This window comes from Acinetobacter sp. YH12112 (assembly GCF_013418945.1).
GTDB classification, from domain to species: Bacteria; Pseudomonadota; Gammaproteobacteria; order Pseudomonadales; family Moraxellaceae; genus Acinetobacter; species Acinetobacter indicus.
Genome location: NZ_VPBA01000006.1, coordinates 31233 through 52090 on the forward strand (window position 1 = coordinate 31233; position 20858 = coordinate 52090).

General features: G+C 48.6%; 20 protein-coding genes. 10 read left to right on the top strand and 10 right to left on the bottom strand.

What is annotated here, in order from left to right; genetic code table 11:
* Positions 1–32 precede the first annotated feature (32 nt).
* Together lpxO and FTU50_RS03515 are read left to right on the top strand one after the other, a co-directional pair.
* Entirely contained in the window at positions 33–947 is a 915-nt protein-coding gene (lpxO, locus tag FTU50_RS03510; protein WP_075167599.1) for a lipid A hydroxylase LpxO, read from the top strand.
* 121 nt (positions 948–1068) lie between these two features.
* Positions 1069–1485, top strand: coding sequence for a PH domain-containing protein (locus tag FTU50_RS03515; RefSeq protein ID WP_005181729.1), 417 nt, complete (start codon positions 1069–1071; stop codon positions 1483–1485).
* Here the strand turns inward: FTU50_RS03515 and FTU50_RS03520 are convergent.
* Positions 1474–2550 (bottom strand): AAA family ATPase, encoded by a 1077-nt coding sequence (locus tag FTU50_RS03520; RefSeq protein ID WP_180069498.1) that lies wholly within the window; start codon positions 2548–2550, stop codon positions 1474–1476. The two genes, FTU50_RS03515 and FTU50_RS03520, sit on opposite strands and share 12 nt — an antisense overlap.
* A gap of 173 nt (positions 2551–2723) precedes the next feature.
* Between FTU50_RS03520 and uvrC the strand changes: the two genes are divergently transcribed.
* The 3 genes from uvrC (at position 2724) to pgsA (ending at position 6128) form a co-directional block, all read left to right on the top strand.
* Entirely contained in the window at positions 2724–4523 is a 1800-nt protein-coding gene (uvrC, locus tag FTU50_RS03525; protein WP_005181732.1) for an excinuclease ABC subunit UvrC, read from the top strand.
* A 114-nt stretch (positions 4524–4637) separates the two neighbouring features.
* Positions 4638–5432 carry a thioesterase family protein gene (locus FTU50_RS03530; RefSeq protein ID WP_180054585.1) on the top strand — a complete coding sequence of 265 codons (795 nt, stop codon included), beginning with the start codon at positions 4638–4640 and terminating at the stop codon, positions 5430–5432.
* A gap of 108 nt (positions 5433–5540) precedes the next feature.
* Positions 5541–6128, top strand: coding sequence for a CDP-diacylglycerol--glycerol-3-phosphate 3-phosphatidyltransferase (gene pgsA / locus FTU50_RS03535; protein WP_034598126.1), 588 nt, complete (start codon positions 5541–5543; stop codon positions 6126–6128).
* Positions 6129–6210: 82 nt separating this feature from the next.
* Here pgsA and FTU50_RS03540 read toward each other — a convergent pair whose 3' ends face one another.
* Complete coding sequence (locus FTU50_RS03540; RefSeq protein ID WP_005181751.1) at positions 6211–8013, bottom strand: ABC transporter ATP-binding protein; 1803 nt, start codon at positions 8011–8013, stop codon at positions 6211–6213.
* A gap of 137 nt (positions 8014–8150) precedes the next feature.
* On the opposite strand from FTU50_RS03540, the gene FTU50_RS03545 reads away from it, so the two are divergent.
* Positions 8151–8774: an alpha-ketoglutarate-dependent dioxygenase AlkB gene (locus FTU50_RS03545; RefSeq protein ID WP_016659661.1), complete on the top strand. Its 624-nt coding sequence runs from the start codon at positions 8151–8153 to the stop codon at positions 8772–8774.
* An 85-nt stretch (positions 8775–8859) separates the two neighbouring features.
* Here FTU50_RS03545 and FTU50_RS03550 read toward each other — a convergent pair whose 3' ends face one another.
* The 4 genes from FTU50_RS03550 to recN all read right to left on the bottom strand — a co-directional run bounded on the left by FTU50_RS03550 (position 8860) and on the right by recN (position 12508).
* Positions 8860–9627, bottom strand: coding sequence for an IclR family transcriptional regulator (locus tag FTU50_RS03550; RefSeq protein WP_016659660.1), 768 nt, complete (start codon positions 9625–9627; stop codon positions 8860–8862).
* A 119-nt stretch (positions 9628–9746) separates the two neighbouring features.
* Entirely contained in the window at positions 9747–10187 is a 441-nt protein-coding gene (gene ruvX, locus FTU50_RS03555; protein WP_016659659.1) for a Holliday junction resolvase RuvX, read from the bottom strand.
* The gene (locus FTU50_RS03560) at positions 10180–10734 is read right to left on the bottom strand and encodes a YqgE/AlgH family protein (protein ID WP_005181761.1); all 555 of its coding nucleotides are present in this window, start codon (positions 10732–10734) and stop codon (positions 10180–10182) included. Before FTU50_RS03560 ends, ruvX begins: the two co-directional genes overlap by 8 nt.
* Before the next feature lie 109 nt (positions 10735–10843).
* On the bottom strand, positions 10844–12508 hold the full coding sequence (gene recN, locus FTU50_RS03565; protein ID WP_104989178.1) for a DNA repair protein RecN: 1665 nt from the start codon (positions 12506–12508) through the stop codon (positions 10844–10846).
* Positions 12509–13218: 710 nt separating this feature from the next.
* Here recN and FTU50_RS03570 point away from each other — a divergent pair.
* The 3 genes from FTU50_RS03570 (at position 13219) to FTU50_RS03580 (ending at position 15338) form a co-directional block, all read left to right on the top strand.
* Positions 13219–13542 carry a pyrimidine/purine nucleoside phosphorylase gene (locus tag FTU50_RS03570; RefSeq protein WP_005181767.1) on the top strand — a complete coding sequence of 108 codons (324 nt, stop codon included), beginning with the start codon at positions 13219–13221 and terminating at the stop codon, positions 13540–13542.
* A 105-nt stretch (positions 13543–13647) separates the two neighbouring features.
* The gene (gene rlmB / locus FTU50_RS03575; protein ID WP_005181769.1) at positions 13648–14400 is read left to right on the top strand and encodes a 23S rRNA (guanosine(2251)-2'-O)-methyltransferase RlmB; all 753 of its coding nucleotides are present in this window, start codon (positions 13648–13650) and stop codon (positions 14398–14400) included.
* Positions 14401–14417: 17 nt separating this feature from the next.
* The gene (locus tag FTU50_RS03580) at positions 14418–15338 is read left to right on the top strand and encodes a DMT family transporter (protein ID WP_005181771.1); all 921 of its coding nucleotides are present in this window, start codon (positions 14418–14420) and stop codon (positions 15336–15338) included.
* Here the strand turns inward: FTU50_RS03580 and coaE are convergent.
* The 4 genes from coaE to pilB are packed head-to-tail and all read right to left on the bottom strand — an operon-like array spanning position 15335 to position 19777.
* Positions 15335–15943, bottom strand: coding sequence for a dephospho-CoA kinase (gene coaE / locus FTU50_RS03585; protein ID WP_180054582.1), 609 nt, complete (start codon positions 15941–15943; stop codon positions 15335–15337). The genes FTU50_RS03580 and coaE overlap by 4 nt on opposite strands.
* Positions 15944–15953: 10 nt before the next feature.
* Positions 15954–16814: an A24 family peptidase gene (locus tag FTU50_RS03590; RefSeq protein ID WP_005181774.1), complete on the bottom strand. Its 861-nt coding sequence runs from the start codon at positions 16812–16814 to the stop codon at positions 15954–15956.
* Positions 16814–18040: a type II secretion system F family protein gene (locus FTU50_RS03595; RefSeq protein WP_016659656.1), complete on the bottom strand. Its 1227-nt coding sequence runs from the start codon at positions 18038–18040 to the stop codon at positions 16814–16816. Before FTU50_RS03595 ends, FTU50_RS03590 begins: the two co-directional genes overlap by 1 nt.
* Positions 18041–18070: 30 nt before the next feature.
* Entirely contained in the window at positions 18071–19777 is a 1707-nt protein-coding gene (gene pilB, locus FTU50_RS03600; protein ID WP_016659655.1) for a type IV-A pilus assembly ATPase PilB, read from the bottom strand.
* A 289-nt stretch (positions 19778–20066) separates the two neighbouring features.
* On the opposite strand from pilB, the gene tpiA reads away from it, so the two are divergent.
* Entirely contained in the window at positions 20067–20858 is a 792-nt protein-coding gene (tpiA, locus tag FTU50_RS03605; RefSeq protein WP_005181780.1) for a triose-phosphate isomerase, read from the top strand.

Below are 20858 nucleotides of genomic sequence, written 5' to 3' on the forward strand. Positions count from 1 at the left end.
CTGTACAGGGCGGCAATTTCCCGGATGTTGCTATGCTTAAGTGGATTATTCTGGCCATCTTTGTCATTTCAGCGTTTTATATCCAGCAACGCGGCAAAGTTCGGCATTCGTTTTATCGTCAGTTCTTTGACCATTCGACCCTGTTCGCCCCGATTAATTTTCTGATGTACCGTTTTTCGCGCGTACCGAATCAGCCCTATATCGACACCCAGCATTTTCAGGATTTAAAAGTGCTGGATGAACATTGGGAGATGATTCGCGATGAGGCCAAAGCGCTGTATGAACAAGGCGGCATCAAGGCCTCCAGCAAATATGATGATCTGGGGTTTAACTCTTTCTTTAAAACCGGCTGGAAACGCTTTTACCTGAAATGGTATGACACCGCGCATCCTTCTGCGGCCGAGCTGTGCCCGAAAACCACGGCCTTATTAAAAACCTTACCAAGTATTAAAGCGGCAATGTTTACCGAACTGGCACCAGACAGCCGCCTGGTCCGGCATCGCGATCCTTATGCCGGTTCGCTGCGTTATCATTTGGGTTTAATGACCCCGAATGATGAGCGCTGCTTTATTGATGTCGATGGCCAGCGCTATTCATGGCGCGATGGGGAAAGTGTGGTATTTGATGAAACCTATATTCACTATGCTGAAAACGGCACTACGCAGAACCGGATTATTTTCTTTGCCGATGTCGAGCGGCCGTTAACTACCCGTTGGATGCAAAAGTTTAATCACTGGTTTGGTAAAAAGGTGATGACGGCGGCCAGCTCGCCCAATGAAGTCGGGGACCGCACTGGCGGCCTGAATAAAGTCTTTGCCTATGTTTATCAGATCCGGATTCAAGCCAAGGCCCTGAAAGCCAGAAACCGGACCCTATATTACATTTTAAAATGGGTGCTGATGTTGGGGCTATTCTTCCTGATTTTTATCCGGCCTTATCTGTTTTAAGATGACATTCTGATCTTTTGCACTCCAACCAAAACGCCCACATGGGCGTTTTTTTCTGCACGGCCCAATACAGCAGCCCCCATAAATTTTGTGTAAGATACAGACAGTAAAGGGGAAAATAATGCAGAAATTTCGTTCCAAAATTGACTGGTGGGTGCTAGCCTTTCTGATCTGTATGACCGGGCTGCTGGTGCAATTGTTACTGACCATGCAGGCCAAAGGCACCATGCAAGCGTATCCGGTGCATACCGCGGTGTATCTGCTGACCATTGTGGTGATCTGGTGGCCGGTGTGGAATACCCGCTATCGTGTGAGCGAAGACTGCCTGACCATCCGCTGCCTGTTTTTAAGCTGGCGCATCCCATTGGCGCAGATTCAAAAAGTATCACCGACCAATAACTCGGTGGCATCTCCGGCCATGTCCTTAAAACGCTTAAAGATTGACTATCAGCAAGATGGCGTGAACAAGTTTGTGCTGGTGTCGCCGCGGCATCCGGAGCAATTCTGCGCCGCGATTAAACAGCCTTTATCGTCCTGATTCAGTGCTGGTCGCTGGGTCCGGCTGAATCAACAGCTGCTGATCCTGACAGTCCAGACACAGACTAAGCTGCTCTGGATGACTGAGGAAATACAGCGCCAGAATCGGTTCCAGTTCGGTGCGCATGCGGCGGCCCAAATGCCGGGCGCCATAGCGAATATCATGTCCTTGATAAAAATAAGCCTTGGCGGCATCGGTCAGCTGCACCTGACGTTTCTGATGCTGCAGGCGTTTGTTCAGTTTTTCCAGTTCAATCTCGACCAGTTGCGGCAGGGCATTTTCCTGGACCGGCGCATAATGCAGGGTCCGGTCAATCCGGTTGAGAAATTCCGGATCAAAACGGCGCTGCATCACCTTTTCAATAATCTGTCTGGCCGGCAGACGTTTTAGACAGAGGTCCTGCATTTTTTTCGGGAACAGATTCAGCTTGTCCAGATATTGCTGCGCAGCTTGAGCACCGACATTACTGGTCATGAAAATCATGCAATTGCGAAAGTCGATGGTTTTGGTGCCAGAAGTCAGGGTCAGTTTGCCGGTGTCCAGCACATTCATTAGCCCGCGCAGTACTTCAGTCGAGGCTTTTTCCAGTTCATCAAACAGCACAATGCCGGGGCGGGTGTGACTGCCTGCAATCGCAGTTTCATCAAACAGGCTATGGCCTTCTTTGGAGCCAACATAGCCCGGCGGTGCACCGGTGAGTGCTGCTGCATAATGTTCCTGTGCCAGCGTGTTCATATCAATCCGGCAAAAAGCATCCGGGCGGCCATAAATCGCTTCACTGATCAGCCGGACAGTTTCAGTTTTACCGACGCCAGTTGGCCCCAGCATTAGCGTCACCGACAGCGGACGTTCCGGGCTGGAAAAATCTGCCTTGACCACATGCAGCATTTTTTCAATTTCAGTTAAGGCTGTGTCCTGTCCAATAATCCGGGTTCTGAGCAGCTGCATCACTTCACGCGGTTCAAAATGAAAGCGCGGTTTGCCAATCAGGCGGTCTTTTTCCGATGTCGCATCTGTTGAGGTGGTCGGCTGAATAATATGCATGGCAGAGTGGGCGGTGTGCATAAACTGAATCCTGAGCGGGACAAGCTGTTCAGCATAGCAAAATTTGTCTGTGGCACTAAGACTTTGTAGCAATCATGTCATTTCTGCCGGCATGCTTGCGCGGCAATGCTTGAAAATAGCAGAATCACCATCACATCATGCTAGAGCAGACGAGATTGATAAATAGGCTGAATGTGAACGAAAACGCACGCGAACATATTGTCAAAATTCTGGCCAATATGACCACCTTGCCCGGTATTTACCGCATGCTGGGTAAAGATGGGGAACTGTTATATGTGGGCAAGGCCAAGAATCTTAAAAATCGCGTGTCCAGCTATTTCGTAAAAACCATCGAACATCCGAAAACCCAGGCGCTGGTGGCGCGGATTTATGATATTGAAACGCTGGTGGTACGCTCTGAAACCGAAGCCTTGCTGCTGGAACAGAACCTGATCAAGCTGCATCGGCCGCCGTATAACATCATGCTGCGCGATGACAAATCTTATGTCTATATTTTTGTCTCCAGTGACAAGCCTTATCCGCGGATTGCCAGTGGCCGTGGCAAAGGCAAGCATCAGGTGGGTAAATTTTTCGGGCCTTATCCAAGTGCCTACAACGCCCGTGATACCTTAATTGTGCTGCAAAAGCTATTTAATGTGCGCCAGTGCGAAAACAGCTATTTTTCCCAGCGCAAACGTCCCTGCCTGCAATATCAGATCAAACGCTGTTCGGCGCCTTGTGTCGGGCTGATTTCACCGGAAGCCTACCAGGAAGATGTGCAGAACTCGATCCGTTTTTTACAGGGCGATACCCGTGAACTGAATCAGGAACTGATTGCCAAAATGGAAGCCGCGGCTGAAGCACTGGAATTTGAAAAAGCGGTGTTTTATCGGGACCGAATGGCCTTGCTGCGCGATGTACAGGCACAGCAGGCAATTTATAAGGTCAAAGGCGAAGCCGATATTCTGGCAATTGCCTATCAGGCCGGGGTGACCTGTGTGCAGATTATGCATGTGCGCAATGGCAAGATGCTGGGCGGGAAAAGCTATTTTCCGGATATGCTCGGAGATGATCAGGGCCAGATGCTGTCCGATTTTATCGCCAACTTCTATTTTCAGGTCGCCGATGAAGTACCGGCCGAGCTGATTGTCAATGTAGAACTGCCAGATGCCAAAGAGCTGGAGCAGGCGCTACAGCAGCAGTTTCAGCAGAAAGTCCAGATCAAGCACAAAGTCCGCGAAACCCGGGCCGAATGGCAAGAACTGGCACAAATGAACGTGCAACACGCGATTAAAGGCAAGCTGGCCAATCACTTCGAGCTGAATGAGCGTTTTCATCAGCTGGAGCAGGTGGTGGGGCGTCCTATTGACCGGATTGAATGTTTTGATATTTCCCACACCATGGGCGAAGCGACCGTGGCGTCTTGTGTGGTGTTTGATTCGGGCGGTGCGCGCAAACGCGATTATCGCCAGTTTTCCATCAATGACATTACCGAAGGCGATGACTATGCCGCAATGCGTCAGGCCCTGACCCGACGCTATAAAAAAGCCATGCTGCCGGATTTACTGCTGATTGATGGCGGTAAAGGCCAGCTGCATATGGCGATGGAAGTGATGCAGGAACTGGGACTGGAAGCCTTTATGGTCGGCGTGTCCAAAGGCGAGGGGCGTAAACCCGGACTGGAAACCTTGCATTTTACCGATGGCAGCAAAATCCAGCTGCCGGAAGATCATAAAGCTCTGCATCTGATTCAGCAGGTGCGGGATGAAGCACACCGTTTTGCCATTACCCGGCATCGGGCCAAACGTGATAAAAAACGCGGCAGTTCGGTGCTGGAAGTGATTCCGGGCCTGGGCCCGAAACGCCGCCGTGATTTGCTGACCCATTTTGGCGGGATTCAGGGCGTGCTAAAAGCCTCGGAAAAAGACCTGATGCTGGTGCCGGGACTAGGGCAGGTCATGGCCCGCACCATCTATAAAATTCTGCACGAATAAGTCCGGCATATTTGACCTATTGGCAAAAATAGTCACTGGCCAGTATACGATTGACCATTCACAACCCTACTGAAAAACTGCAAGATGAAGCGCACTCAATAAAAAGGAAAATATATGTCGCTGCGTTCTGTATTTGTCGCAATCGAGCAGGATGAATGGATTCAGATTCCAACAGGCTGGTTACAGGGCCGAACCATCTATGGCGGACTGGTGGCCGGACTGATGATGCAGAAAGCCCTTTCGATGATTGCCGATCCGGATAAACGCCTGCTCAGTGCATCGGTGACCTTTGTCGGGCCGGTGCGGGAAGACCGGGCCAGAATCAGTGCAGAAATTTTGCGACAGGGCAAGTCGGTGACCACGCTGGAAGTGCGCTTATGGCAGGATGATGGGGTACAAAGCATCTTGCTGGCCAGCTTTGGTGCGGCGCGCGAGTCCAGTATTCAGATACAGCAGGAACCGCTGGCGCCGGATTATCCTGCACCAGCGCAGCTTAACTATTTACCGGTGCATCAGCTGATGCCGGAATGTTATCAGCAGTTTGAGGTGTGCTGGGCCGAAGGCGATTATCCGTGTACCGGCAGCCAGCAGTCCGATTTTGGTGGCTGGTGCCGCTATACGCCAGAAAAACATGCCAACCGCGACTTTACTGTGGCCGATCTGGTCACACTGATGGACATTTGGCCACCGGGTGTACTGCCTTTATTTAAAACCTTGTCACCGGCCAGTTCGCTGACCTGGCATATTACTTATGTGCATCCGATCCGCCACCAAGTGCATGATTGGTTTAAATATAAAGTGATTACCGAGCATTCGGCAGATGGCTATTCTACTGAAATGGCGCATCTTTGGGATGCTGAAAACCGGCTGATTGCCATTTCGCGGCAAACCGTAACGGTCTTTGCCTAGTGACACTTTCTGCCATTTCGTATAAAGTGAAGCCTATTAACGATGGATAAACCCTCAAAAAATATGTGCATTTAGCTCGTGCATAACGGGGAAGCATTGGCGGTGTCTATGACAACAGGTCGAATCCTGAATATTCCAAATATTTTAACTTTAGCGCGTATAGCCTTAATTCCCGTATTTTTATTGGTGGCCTACTGGCCGCCTGCCATGGGAATCCATGATCATGATGCAGGGATGACCCGGCATCTGATTCTGACCGCGATTTTTGTGATTGCTGCCGTCACTGACTGGTTTGATGGCTATCTGGCACGAACCTTAAACCAGACCTCAGCCTTTGGCCGTTTCCTGGATCCGGTGGCGGATAAACTGATGGTGGCAGCCGCCCTGATTGTCTTGGTGCAATGGCAGCCGACCATTTCCATGGCCTTTGCCGCGATTGTAATTATTTCACGTGAAATTACCGTGTCGGCCTTGCGTGAATGGATGGCAGAACTTGGCGCGCGTACCAGCGTGGCGGTCTCTACCGTCGGGAAATATAAAACTGCATTTCAGATGATTGCGATTTCCGTGTTCTTGCTGAACTGGGAGCCACTGGAATTGCTTGGTTATGCCTTACTCTATACTGCGGTGGTGCTGACTTTGTGGTCGATGTTTATTTATTTAAAAGCCGCCTGGCCGTATTTAAAACAGCCTTAAGGCAAAAAAGCTCCTGTACAGGAGCTTTTTTTATGGATTAAAAAATACAGAATCATTCCTTCATCTTTAACCGGATTGCGGTTTAACTATGGGTTTCTTCTTCTGCGTCATCTTCAAAGGTTCGGGCAATCTTTTCAATATTCAGGCTTTTGGCCATCGCATCAAAAATTTCTTTATAGACACCGTCCTGATGGTAGAGCGTGTCATGTTCGCCGTGTTCGGCAATCGCGCCTTCTTTCATGACATAGGTGTAATCGGCATCAATAATCTGCGACAGACTGTGTGAGATAATCACCACGGTACGGCCCTGTTTAATTTCATCCAGACTCTGCTTGATCTGCTCGGTGGCAATGGCATCCAGACTGGCGGTTGGTTCATCTAGAAAAATAATCGGTGGATTTTTCAGGAACATCCGCGCCAGTGCAATCCGCTGCTGCTGACCGCCCGAGAGCATCAGGGCATCACTGTCATAGCCTTGCGGGAGCTGCAAAATCTGCTCATGAATCGAGGCTTTCTGGGCAGCCTGTATCACTTCTTCCTGAGAAGCATCGGTTTTGCCATAGCGGATATTGTCAAAAATACTGCCCTGGAAAATATGGTTTTTTTGCAGCACCAGCCCGATATGGTCACGCAGGTATTGGGTGTCGATGTCTTTTAAATCCACTCCATCTAACTGAATGCTGCCCTGCTGTGGTTCATAGAATTTATCCAGCAGGCTGATCAGGGTCGATTTCCCTGCACCGGACAGGCCGACCAGTGCGGTAATCTTGTTGGGCTGAATGCACATCTCGATATTTTTTAAGGCATGATGCCCGTTCGGATAATAAAACTCGACCCCGCTTAAATTGAATTGCCCGCGAATTACCGGTTTTTGTGCACCGCTGGCTTCAATTTCATCATCGGCCTCCAGAATCTGGAAAAAGCTTTCCGAGTAGATCATGGCATCATTCACTTCATCATAAATCCGGTGCAGTGAACGGATTGGTGCCGACACGTTATTAAACAGCAACACGTGATACATGATCATGCCGATACTCATCTGGCCATCCAGCACAAAATAGGCAGTCAGGATAATAATCAGCACAATTCCGATCTGTTCAATAAAGGTTTTCAGGCCATCAAACAGGAAGCTGGTCTGCCGGGTATGCATCTGGTTATCGGTCAGTTCCTTTTGCAGTTTTAGCTGTTTGTCCGATTCGATATGTTCCCGGTTAAAGGATTTGATCACGGTAATCGAGTTGATAATACTCAGAATACCCTGGCTTTTCCGTTCGCGGCCATCACGTAAATTGCGGCGCCAGCTGCCAAGTTTCTGGGCCTGTTTATAGGTCAGCCAGAAGTAAATGGGCACAATGGCCGAGGCCACCAGTCCGACATAGAAATTGGCCCAGTACATCAGCCCTAAGGCAATAATCGCGCTGGTAAATAACGGTAAAATATCAATAAAAAAGATTTGTACCAGCCGGGTGAGGGAGCCAATGCCGCGGTCAATCCGGGTTTGCAGCTTGCCGGCCTGATTGTTATCCTGATTAAAAAACGCCAGCCGGTAAGTCAGGAACTTCTCAATAATGCCTTGAGCCAAATCCTGCGACACAAAAATCCGCAGTTTTTCACCATAAAATTTCTGCCCGAATTGGACAAAGGCATTAATGATTTCCTTGCCCAGTAAAATGGCGCTAATGGTTATCAGAATCTGCCAGCCTTCAGCCAGCCCCTGACCGGCTTCTACCAGCCGGTTAATGCTGTCGACGGCATATTGCAGGGTCAGGGCATTGACCTGTGCGGTCAGAGAACCAATTAAAGTCAGAATCAGCGTGGCAATCACCAGCAGCCGATACGGCCGCACAAAGGGCTTGAGCTTCTGAAAGAGCTGCCATAAGTTCATAAGCAATTATTTTTTATTCTAAAACCTGTTTTTCAGTCTATGTCGATTTGGCGTGGCTCACAAGCACAGAGAATGTTTTGATTTGTGAAGCCGTTTTGGGTTTAAACTGAAGTTCCGCTTCGCAGGAAAACGCCACAATGAATCTGGAACTGTTTCCGCCCGAGCCGCGGCAGAATCTGTTGCCCTATGAGGGGATCGTGCAGGATTATGGGCTGATTCTGTCCGCTGAGGACAGTCACGCTTACTTGCAGCAATGTTTACAGCAGCTGGCCTGGCAAGCCGATGAAGTCACCTTATTTGGCAAACATTATGTCACCGCGCGGAAAATTGCCTGGTATGGTGATGAGTATTATCAGTATCGTTATTCGGGCAGTTTGAAGCAGGCGCAGCGTTGGCATCCGGCTTTGTGGCAGTTAAAACAGCAGATTGAACAGATCGTGGGACATCCATTTAATTCCTGTTTAGCCAATTTATATGCAGATGGCAGTCAGGGACTGGGCTGGCACAGTGATGATGAACCGAGTCTGGTCGCATCTCCGGGTGCAGAAACGGTGATTGCTTCTTTAAGTCTGGGTGCAACCCGTAAATTTAGCTTTAAGCACAAACACAGCGCAGCAAAAGTCGAGCTGCTGCTACAGAGTGGTCAATTAATTGTGATGCGTGGGCAGACCCAGCGCTACTGGAAGCACAGCCTGCCCAAATCCAGCCGTGTGGTGACGCCGCGAATCAATTTAACCTTTCGCTATTTTTATCCACTCTAATGCTGGTTGTGATCCAAAGGCCGGGCAGGGCAGAGATTTATCTCACCACGCTGATCTTAACAGCTGTATTTTGATAAAGATCAATCTAGGTATGTGGATTCAGACTTTCAACTTTCTGTTCAATCAGCGCGGCATTTTCCTGCAAAATGGCAATCAGCTTTTCGACATTGACAAATTCAAAGCGGTTTTTGGAGGCCAGTAAGGTCAGGGTGAATGGTGCTGTTTTATTGGAGAGTCTGATCGGCACCGACAAGCCGGCCAGTTGCGGTTCCAGTTCACCACTAGAATAGTAATAGCCCTGTTTTTTGATCTTTTTCATTTTGCTGATGAACTCGGCTTCATCCTGGGCAAAACCGGACTGACGGAACTGCACGGCAAAACGCTGATAATAATTCAGCATTTTCTGTTTTGGTAAATGCGCCAGCATGATTTTCGGTGACGAACCCATATACACCGGACGTGGGCAGCCGCGGCCATAGGACAGCAGATTCATATGCTGGAATACTTCATCATGCAGGTCGATACAGGCATCCTGATTCAGATAGGTCAGTACGCAGCAAAATTCGGTACGCTGCACAATATCCTGCATAAACGGAATGCTGATTTGCACCAGTGGATCGGTGGTGCGGGAAATATAATCCAGCACTGCAATTTTCGAGCCGAGGGTGTAATCGCCCGAAGTCCCACTTAAACGCTGCAATAATTCGGCCGAAACCAGTTCTTTTAAATAGCGGTAGCTGGTCGGTTTGGACAGGCCCAGTTCTTCACTGATCATATCGACATTAATCACCGGACGTGACACTGAAAATAAATTCAGAACCATCAAAATTTTGCCAAAACTCGATATTGCCATCAGTGATTACTCTACAACGTGAAAAAAGATCAATGAAAAAATCCGGTACTGACTATCATAACAGACCGGATTGAGCTGAAAACCAAGAGAAAGGGGATTTGGACGTCAACAGCGAGATTTTAAGGCTGGACGCCTTGCGGATAACGATACCAGCTTTCAATGAACAGGGCGGCCGCAATACTGTCGGCGGCAATTTTTTTACCGCGTCCCTGAGCCTGATAATGATCCAGTTCATCACGGGCTTCACGCGTGGTCAAACGCTCGTCCACCATCAGGGTTTCGATATTGGTCTGATGACGTAAACGTCGGGCAAACTTGCGCGCCCGGGTCGACAGCTCTGACTCGCTATCATCCATGTTTAGTGGCAAGCCAACCAGAAATAAATTTGGCTGATACTGTTTCACCAGTTTCAGCAGTTCATCCCAGTTTGGAATACCATCTTTCATGGGAAACAGGGCCAGCGGCGTGGCGCTTTCAATCAGGGATTGACCCACCGCCATGCCCATTTTCTGGGTGCCAAAATCGAAGGCCATAATCAGGTGTGCAGTAGACTCAGGCATGGCCAATCTCTGATGCAAGCCAGGTGCGGTCAATTCCAATTTTCCGGTAGGCAGCATCCCAACGGTCGCTATAGGGTAGATTAAAAATCAGGTCCATATCTGAATCACAGATCAGCCAGTCACCACGTGAAATTTCTTCTTCCAGCTGGTTTTTGCTCCAGCTGGCATAGCCGAGGGCAATCTGGTAACGGCCTACGCCTTCGTTATGCGCAATGGCATCCAGAATATCTTTGGAGGTGGTAATACAGACATTTTCACCAACCGCAATGGATGAATGCCAGGTTGGCTGGCCAGTATGCAGCACAAATCCAGCTTCCGGACGCAGCGGCCCGCCTTGCAGCACTTCATGTGGATGGACATGATCGGCTTCAATATCCAGATCATTCAGTAATTCTTTAATTTGAATCCCTGCCGGACGATTGAGAATAATGCCTTGCGCCCCGTCTTCATCATGACGCGCCAAATAAATGACAGTATTCGCAAAAAAGTCATCATTTATCTCGGGTGGCGCAATAAGACAGCGATGTGTCAGATATTGTTTGGTCACCTAAGCCTTTCTCCTAAAATGTATGTTCTGATATAGATATAGGTCTTAATCATCACGTTACAAGAGGATTGCTATTTCACCAAACATTTTTTGTGGTTTTTCAGTGATTTTATGCGCCAGATTGAAACTTGAGCTGACGTAACTGCTTGGCATGCTGCAAGGTGGTTTCGTTAATTTCGACGCCACCAGTCATCCGTGCCAGTTCCAGAATCCGCTCTTCTTCTTGCAGCATTAAAATAGTACTACTGGCCGGATCAGTCTGCTGTTTCTTCACCAGCAGGTGCTGGTCAGACTGAGCCGCAACCTGCGCCTGATGGGTAATACACAGAATTTGTACGTGCTGCCCCAGACCGGCCAGTAAACGACCCACAATTTCCGCAGTACCGCCACTAATCCCGACATCAATTTCGTCAAACACCAGCACTTCTGCTTCGGTTTTTTCAGCATTCATGACCTGCATCACCAGCGCAATACGCGACAGTTCACCGCCCGAAGCGACACGCGCCAGTGGTTGTGCTGGAATGCCTTTATTGGCCGTAAACAGCAGCTGGATAAAGCTTAAGCCTTCACTCGATGGCTGCTCTAAAGGCTCAAATTTAAATTCAAAATGTGCTTCCGGTAAGGCCAGTTGTTTCACCTGTTCGGTCAGCTGTTTGGCCAGCGGTCCGGCCGCTTCACGTCGAATCTGGTCTAAATGTTCGGCCTTGGCCAAAAAGTCCTGATAGGACACTTCGACCTGTTCGGCCAAGGTTTCCGGATCTTCCAGCTGATGCAGCTGTTCCAGCTCGGCCTGCCAGTTGTCATATTCGGTTTTCAATAATTCTGGCTGGGTGCGATATTTACGGGCCAGACGATGGAAAATTTCCAGTTTGGAATTCAGTTCTTCCATCCGCTCCGGATCGAAACTCTGCCGGTCAATAAAATGACGCAAACTGGCGGTGGCATCTTCAATTTCACTTTGCGCATTCAGCAGGGAAGTATAAATTTCTGACAGCTGTTCACTGCGGCCGGCATGGCTTTCCAGACGCCGTAAAATCGAGGACAGTTCCTGGCTCAGGTTTGGCTCTGCTTCATCCAGCCCGTTCAGACTATAGGCACAATCCTGCATAATCGCTTCATGATGGCTTAAGCGATCAAATTCCTGTTCAATATCGGCATAATCGACCTGGACCACTTCTTCTAATTCTTCCAGCTGCAATTCCAGTGTGTCGATGCGCTGTTTACGCGTCGCCTGGGCATCCAAAGCCGCCTGATGCTGGCGAATATCTTTTTGCCACTGGCTATAGGCATCGCGTACGGCCTGGGCTGGCGCATAAAAATTGCTATAACGATCCAGCCAGTGTTTTGGATAAGGCGGTTCTAACAGCTGCTGCTGGCTGTGCTGGCTATACAGTTGCACCAGCAAACGGCCAATTTCTTTGAGCTCAGACAGACTGCTCGGACGGCCGTTAATCCAGGCCTTGCTGCGTCCGGTGGCGAAAATTACCCGGCGTAAATGAATTTCGCCTGATTCATCATCCAGTTCCTGCTGTTTTAGCCACTCGGCTTCTGGACTACCGTCATGATAACTAAAGGTGGCAGTGACATCGGCCTTGTCTGCGCCATAACGAACATAATTGGTGTCGGTGCGTTCGCCTAGACAGGCCGAAAGTGCATCCAGCAATAATGATTTTCCGGCACCTGTTTCCCCGGTCAGGACGTTAAAACCAGATTCAATATCAATGGCTAAACGGTCGGCTAAGGCAAAATTGATCAGGGTTAAATGTGTCAGCATAAACGCATCCAGGCTGCGAAAAGTTTGAGTTGAAGAGTGTCAGGTTGGGCAGTGCAAAGCATTACCCTTTATTTTAAGCAACTGAAAAAACACAATCATTCTAGCTTAATTTTTGCAGAAAAATAAAACTTCTCGGTACAGAATATTCAGCGGCATGCTGTGAGCAGAGGTTCTATATCCACCATGTAGATCAAGTCGCTACTGTTGCAATCGGAATATCTACTCTTATCTTCATCTGAAACAGAAAACTGTGTCCAGTTTCATGTGCTTGCAATACAGCGTCGGCAGAATGTTGCATAACTTTATCTGCCAATCATCAAATTTTTTATGATTATCAGACAAGCTGAAAACGAGCAGAAAAGGCTCACTATATTTAGAGATTCAGATGAAAATCAGTCAGATGCATTACCCGAATTGAACCAGTTCGGCGCAGGATTTGTCAGGCTGAAAATACAGATGGTCGGAGAGTGCAATGGGGGCGTTGAACTTTAGTTCATCTGCGATTAAAAGGTATTTGTACTTGCCTGAAAGTTGATTTAGACTCTCGCAAAAATGAGGTGAATTTATTCGCGTGCCGGGCAAAATGACTTGCCTGAAACGACAGGAAATAGAGTGATTTACCTTAGATGAAGATTGATTGATTAGTTCAGTAGGCAACATTACACTACCTCAATCATAAAATATAAAAACGCGTTAGCTGGAGAATACGCATGTCAGCTCAGTTTGATCATGTATCAGTGGTAAAAAAATCCAATGTTTATTTTGGCGGGCTCTGCATTAGTCATACGGTGCAATTTGAAGATGGCACCAAAAAGACGCTGGGTGTGATTTTACCGACTGAACAAGCCTTAACTTTCGAAACGCATGTTCCTGAACGGATGGAAATTATTTCAGGTGAATGTCGTGTGCAAATCGCCGATAGTGAAGAAAGTGAGCTTTTCCGCGCTGGTCAGTCTTTTTATGTACCGGGCAACAGCCGTTTTAAGATTGAAACTGATGATGTACTGGACTACGTTTGTCATTTAGAAGGCTAAGCATTTTTAGCCCAAATCGGTTAAACTAGGCCGACACAGAAATCCTGTAAAGTTTCCTTTGCAGGATTTTTCTTTTGGATTTACAGCACAGCGTTGAGGTCATTCATGGCAAAACCAGAATATTATTATGGCGTTCATTCGGTAGAGTCATTGTTAGAACTTGAACCGGAGCGTGTATTAACCCTGTTTACCCTCAAAGGTCGTGATGACCAGCGTTTACAGCGTATTCTGGAACTGGCAGAGCCGTTTGGTATTAGCGTACAAAAAGCCAGTCGTGACAGCCTGGAAAAACTGGCCGGTTTGCCATTTCATCAGGGCGTGGTAGCTGCGGTGCGTCCGCATCCAACCTTAAATGAAAAAGATTTGGAACAGCTGTTGCAGCAGTCCAATCAGCCACTGTTACTGGCTCTGGATCAGGTCACCGATCCGCATAATCTGGGCGCCTGTATCCGTACGGCAGCAGCCATGGGTGTAGAAGCGGTGATTGTACCGCGTGACCGTTCAGCCAGCCTGACCCCAACGGCGCGTAAAGTGGCTGCTGGTGGTGCCGAGAAAGTTAAATTTATTCAGGTCACCAATCTGGCCCGTACTTTGGGGCAAATTAAAGAGCAGTTTAATGTGCGCGTGGTCGGCACTATGCTGGATGAAAAAGCCTTGCCAATCCAGAAGTTTGACTTCACCGGTACAGCGGTGTGTGTGGTGATGGGAGCCGAAGATACCGGTTTGCGCCCAATCACCCAGTCGCAGTGCGATCAAACCGTGTATATCCCGATGATGGGCAATCTGCAAAGTCTGAATGTTAGTGTGGCCACCGGCATGGCGCTGTATGAAGCCTGCCGTCAGCGTCAACCGGCTTAAGCGCTCTTTCCATCTTAATGATCAACGCGCGTCAGCAAGGCTATCTGTTACTGGCCATCACCATGTGTATTTGGGGTGGCTTTACCCTGAGTACCCGTTTAAGTGCCCTGTGGGGCATTAGTGCTTGGGATCTGGTGGCCTTGCGTTTTATGCTGGCCTTTTGCCTGCTGATGCCGGTTTTGCTATATCGCAAAGATACGGCATTTTTATGGACCCGACAGTCCTTTATCCTGGCGATGATTGGCGGTGTCGGTTACTGCCTGACGGCTTATAGTGCATTTCATTTTGTGCCAGCGGCGCATGCGGCGATTTTCTTGAATGGCTGTATTCCCTTATGTACTGCACTGGCGGCCTGGTTGCTGTTTCGACAGCCCTTTGACCGGCATACCTGGATCAGCGTATTGATCATGCTGCTGGCGATTGCTGCCATGAGTCTGCTGATGTATCAGGAAACCGGTGTCGCTTTCGGTTTTGGCGATCTGCTGTTTTTCCTGAGTGCCTTATGGTGGGGCGTCTTTACGGTGCTGTTGCGGCAATGGAAGCTGTCGGCCTGGCATTCTATGGCCAGTGTAGCCATCTGGTCAGCTTTGGTGTATGTGCCTATTTATTGCCTATTTTTTCCAAAAAACCTGAGTGGTCCCGAACCACTGCATTTAATCGGCCAGACCCTGTTTCATGGAATTTTTGTGGTGATTATTGCCACGCTCAGCTATGTCGAAGCGATTAAGCGTTTAGGTGCTTTTAAGGCTGGCAGTATTGTGACCTTGGCACCGTTTATTGCCGCTATTCTGGCGGTACCGTTACTGAATGAGCCATTGAGCCTGGCGATTGTCTGTGGTCTGCTTGGTATGGGCATTGGGGCGTTACAGCCTTGGCGCTGGTGGGGCCGGAAAGACAGCTTAAGCCAGCAAATCGAACGACAAAACAAGCCGTCTTAAACCGACTGCTGCTGTTGCGCCAAAGTCAGATAGTGTTGATGTAAGGGTTGAAGCTGGGCATAGAGATGCTCCAGATGACCATCATTCAGCACAATATCATCTGCCCGCTGGCGTTTGTCTGCGCGTGACATCTGTACCTGAATAATCTTGCGAATTTGTTCGATACTTTGTCCATCGCGTTGTGAGGCGCGTTGAATCTGCAGTTCTTCAGAGGCATCAATTAACAGGTTGCGCTGGGTCAGTTCATGCTGGTTGCTTTCAAATAACAGTGGAGACACCAGCACCACATAGGCACTGCGGGCTGCCTGTAACTGCTGGATGATCGACTGGCGAATGGCCGGATGGGTAATCGCTTCCAGGGTTTTGCGTGCTGCCGGTTCTTTAAAAATATGCTCGCGTAAGGCACGGCGGTTGAGCTCGCCATTGAGCAGGACCCAGTCGCCAAAGGCCTGATGAATCTGGTTCAGGGCCGGCTGGCCTGGCGCAACCACTTCACGTGCCACCACATCTGCATCGACCACCACAATGCCTTGGGTTTCAAACCAGTGACTTGCTGCCGATTTACCGCTGCCAATGCCGCCAGTTAAACCCAAAACAAATGTCATCCTGTTGTCCTTATTGACCTAAATAAAGCTTCATGATTGCATCACCCCACAAAAAGGCGATCCAGCCGGCAATGGCAATATAAGGGCCAAAGGCAAAAGGCTGGTTCTCTTTGCGGATTTTCAGCAAAATAATGCCAATGATTGCACCAACCAGAGAAGATAGCAACACAATCAGCGGCAGCATCAGCGGGCCCATCCAGGCACCTAAGGCGGCCAGCAATTTAAAATCGCCATAGCCCATACCTTCTTTGCCAGTCACCAGTTTAAACAGGTAATACACCACCCACAGACATAAAAAGCCAATGATATATCCCCAAATGGCAGAGCTAGCGGAGGTGTACAGGGCATAGCTGTTCACCCCCAAGCCGAGTGCAGCCAGGGGGAGGGTATAGCGGTCAGGCAGCAGCTGGGTGTCAAAATCAATAAAGGTCAGGGCAATTAACACATAGGTCAACACCAGGCCAAACAGCATTTGCAGGGTCGGGCCAAAAACCGCGACTACGGTTAAGGCACACACTGCGGTCAGCAGTTCAATAAAAGGATAACGAATACTGATCGGGTTTTGGCATTGGCCACATTTGCCACGTAGAAGCAGCCAGCTGATTACTGGAATATTCTGATACCAGCGAATCGGGCTGTGGCATTTCGGACAGGTCGAGGCTGGCTGACTGAGGCTGATTTTACTTTCATCAATGATGGCCTGTTCAGGATGCAGCAGCATTTGACAGTCATTGCGCCATTCCTGTTCCATCATTTTTGGCGTGCGGTAAATCACCACATTCAGAAAACTGCCAATACATAAACTAAAAATCCCAACTACGAAATACAGCGCAGTTGGGTGTTGAATCAGATAATGAATGAATTCTTGCATTAAACCACAGAGCCCATTTGGAAGATTGGGAGATACATCGCGACCACCAGACCGCCGACCAGAATCCCGAGAACGGCCATAATCAGTGGTTCCATCATCGAGGTTAAGCCATCGACGGCGTTATCGACTTCGTTTTCGTAGTGAGTAGCGACTTTATCCAGCATCGCATCCAGCGCACCGGATTCTTCACCAATCGCAACCATCTGCACGGCCATGGATGGGAATTTATCCGTGACCCGCATGGCAAACTGCAACTGCTGACCGGTGGCGACATCTTCACGGATTTTCATTACTGCTTCTTCATAAACCACGTTGTTGGTGGCGCCGGCAGTGGATTCCAGTGCATCAATTAAGGGAACACCGGCAGCAAAGGTGGTGGCCAGGGTACGACTATAACGCGCGATAATCGCCTTATACACCAGATCACCAAAAATTGGTGCTCTCAGGGCGGCTTTGTCCAGCAGGTCACGGAATTTCTTGCTGCGTTTCTTGGCTTCCAGAAAAGCTGCAATCGCAAAGCCGACCACAATAATCAGCACAAACCAGTATTTCTGGGTCCACTGCGACATATTCACCACCATTTTGGTGAAGGCTGGTAAGTCGGCACCAAAAGAGGTGAAGAGTTCTTCAAACACCGGCACCACTTTGACCATCAGGATAATGGTGACAATCACCGCCACCACAATCACCGTTGCCGGGTATTTCATGGCTTTCTTGATTTTTTGTTTGAGTAATTCGCTCTTTTCTTTATAGATCGCTACCCGGTCCAGCATAGTTTCTAGAGCACCCGACTGTTCACCCGATTCAACCAGCGAGCAAAACAGATTATCGAAATGTTGCGGATATTTACGCAGTGCACCAGCAAAGGTATTGCCCCCTTCGACTTCGCCTTTAATCCCCAATACCACTTCACGCATGGCCGGGTTTTCCAGACCTTCAGCCACAATTTCAAAGCTTTGCACCAGCGGTACACCGGCTTTCATCATGGTCGCCAGCTGGCGGGTAAAAATCGTGATGTCCAGGGTCGAGACTTTTTTCTTCATCAAGCCTTCAAGAATATTTTTCTTCTTCTGGCGGATGGTTTTGATGGTGATCCCTTGCTTGCGCAACGTGACCTTGGCCAGCGCCATATTACGTGCTGGCAGTTCCCCTTTAAGTTTTGCCCCTTTGCGGTCAATCCCTTCATAAATAAAGGTGGGCATCATCTGTGCTTTTTTGACAGCCATGCGTGTTTATCCTTATTTTAAATGCTTCATCTATTCGCTGGTCACACGATTCACTTCCTGTAAAGAAGTGACCCCCTGCATGACCTTGATTAATCCTGAACGGCGTAAATTGTTAAACCCGGATTTTGCCGAGGCTGCTGCAATTTGCAAGGCATTACCATCTTCCATAATAATGCGTGAGATTTCCGGGGTGACTTTCATTACTTCATAGACCCCGACACGGCCTTTATAACCTTCACGACATTCCGGGCAGCCAACCGGCTGATACAGCTGGAACTCTGGCTGGTTTAAATCTTCTTCGGTAAAACCGAGTTCCAAGAGGCTCTGGCGTGGAATCTCCACCGGGGCCTTGCATTTCTGGCACAGACGACGTGCCAGACGCTGGGCAATCACCAAGTTCACCGAGGTGGCGATGTTAAATGAGGGGACGCCCATGTTGCGTAAACGGGTCAGGGTTTCGGGTGCACTGTTGGTGTGCAGCGTCGACATGACCATGTGACCGGTTTGTGCGGCTTTAATGGCAATTTCTGCAGTTTCCAGATCACGGATCTCACCGACCATGACAATATCCGGATCCTGGCGCAGGAATGATTTTAGTGCTGCGGCAAAGGTCAGACCCACTTTCGGGTTGACGTTGACCTGATTGATGCCTTCCAGGTTAATTTCCACCGGATCTTCGGCGGTAGAAATATTGGTGTCTTCGCGGTTGAGAATGTTTAAGCCGGTATATAAAGATACGGTTTTACCGGAACCGGTCGGGCCGGTGATCAGCAACATGCCTTGTGGTTTGTCCAGCGCCTCCATAAACAGCTCTTTTTGCTCCGGTTCATAACCAAGTGCATCAATCCCCAGCATGGCGCTAGATGGATCGAGGATACGCAGTACGATTTTTTCTCCAAACAGGGTCGGCAATGAGTTGACACGGAAGTCGATGGCTTTGTTTTTTGACAGCTTGAGCTTGATCCGGCCATCCTGCGGAATACGTTTTTCCGAGATGTCCATTTGTGACATAACTTTTAAACGTGAGGCGAGGCGTGTGGCCAGCTGTAACGGAGGATTGGCAATCTGGCGCAAAACGCCGTCAATCCGGTAACGGACCCGGTAGCTTTTTTCATAAGGCTCGAAGTGTAAATCCGAGGCACCCATACGGATTGCATCGACCAGTAACTTGTTAATATATTTGACGATTGGGGCTTCATCGCCTTGTGGCTCATCGTTATCTTCTTGTGTTTCGGGAGCGTTGTCGCCAACTTCTAGATCAAAGTCTTCATCAAAGTCAAAGGTGCTGTCTTCGGTAAAGTTCTGTTCAATCAGCCGTTCCAGCTTGTCATGCTCAACAATCACCACTTCAATATTCAGCTTGCTGTTAAAGCGGATCGCATCAATGGCTTCGATATTGGTTGGGTTACTGGTAGCAATATAAAGCTGATTGTGACGTCGGAAAATGGGCAGAATTCGGTATTTGGTGAACAGTTTTTCATCTAGACCTTCACGTACAATCAGACGCGAATCGTACACCGCCAAGTCAAAAATCGGTTCACCAAATTCATAGGAAATTTTTTCAGCAATGGTCAGCGGTGAAATCTGCAACTGCTGAATTAAATACGGCACAATATCGGTCTCGGCTTTTTTCGCCGCGACAATGGCTTGCTGCATATTTTCAGCCGTCACAAGCCCTTCTTCGACCAGTCGCCGAATAAAACCTGTAAATCTAGGCATTGCTTGTTGTACTGACATTCCCCAACGTCCTTAAAAAAAATCAAAAAAGTTTGTTTATAATTGGTATCACAAAATTATACTTTTGTTGCATAAAAATACCATATCTGAAAATGATGTCACCACCTAAGTATCCCCTAAAAGCATGAACCAGTCGCAATTAATCGGCAAAGATTTTTTGTTAAGCCGGTGTTCAGATGGGCTTATTTAGACTGTAGATCTAAAAATGCTGCAACAAATTGTTCTGCCCTGAACCGATTTACGTGTAGAATGTGCGCGATTGAAACATAGGTATTTGAATAGGTATTGTATGTCGGGTTCGGCGATTACGCCTTGGGTGATTGGCAATTGGAAAATGAACCCAGTGCAAGCAGAAGCGCAACAGCTGGTTTCAGAATTTAAAACATTATTAGAACAGCAGGCCATTGATGCCGCACAGTGTCATTTAGGGGTTGCGCCAGTTGCAATCGCATTGGGCAGTGTTCAGGAACAGCTGAAAACTGCGGTACGTCCGGTGTATACCGTGGCACAAGATGTTTCACGTATTGCTGGTTTAGGTGCTTATACTGGTGAGGTGAGTGCCGAGCTATTAAAAGACAGCCAGATTGGCTTTGTACTAGTCGGTCATTCAGAACGCCGTGAAATTTTTGCTGAAAATGTGCAAATTCTAAATGCAAAAATTCAAAATGCACTGGCAGCCGGTCTGACCGTAATTTACTGTGTCGGTGAAAGCCTGCAGCAGCGTGAAAGTGGCCAGGCCGAGCAGGTGGTGTTACAGCAGATTTGTGACATTGCAGCAGTGGTTGAGGCAGAGCAGTGGCAGAATATTGTAATTGCCTATGAGCCAATCTGGGCGATTGGTACCGGTAAAACCGCTTCGCCTGAAGATGCACAGGCCATGCATGCCAAAATTCGTGAAGGTCTGACCCAGCTGACCAGCTATGGTCCGCAAATGGCTATTCTGTACGGTGGTAGTGTTAAGCCGGAAAATGCAGTAGAGTTAGCAGCCTGCCCAGATATTAATGGCGCGCTGGTCGGCGGTGCTTCTTTAAATGCGGCATCGTTCCATCAAATTGCGCAGGCCTTTGCCAATACACAATAA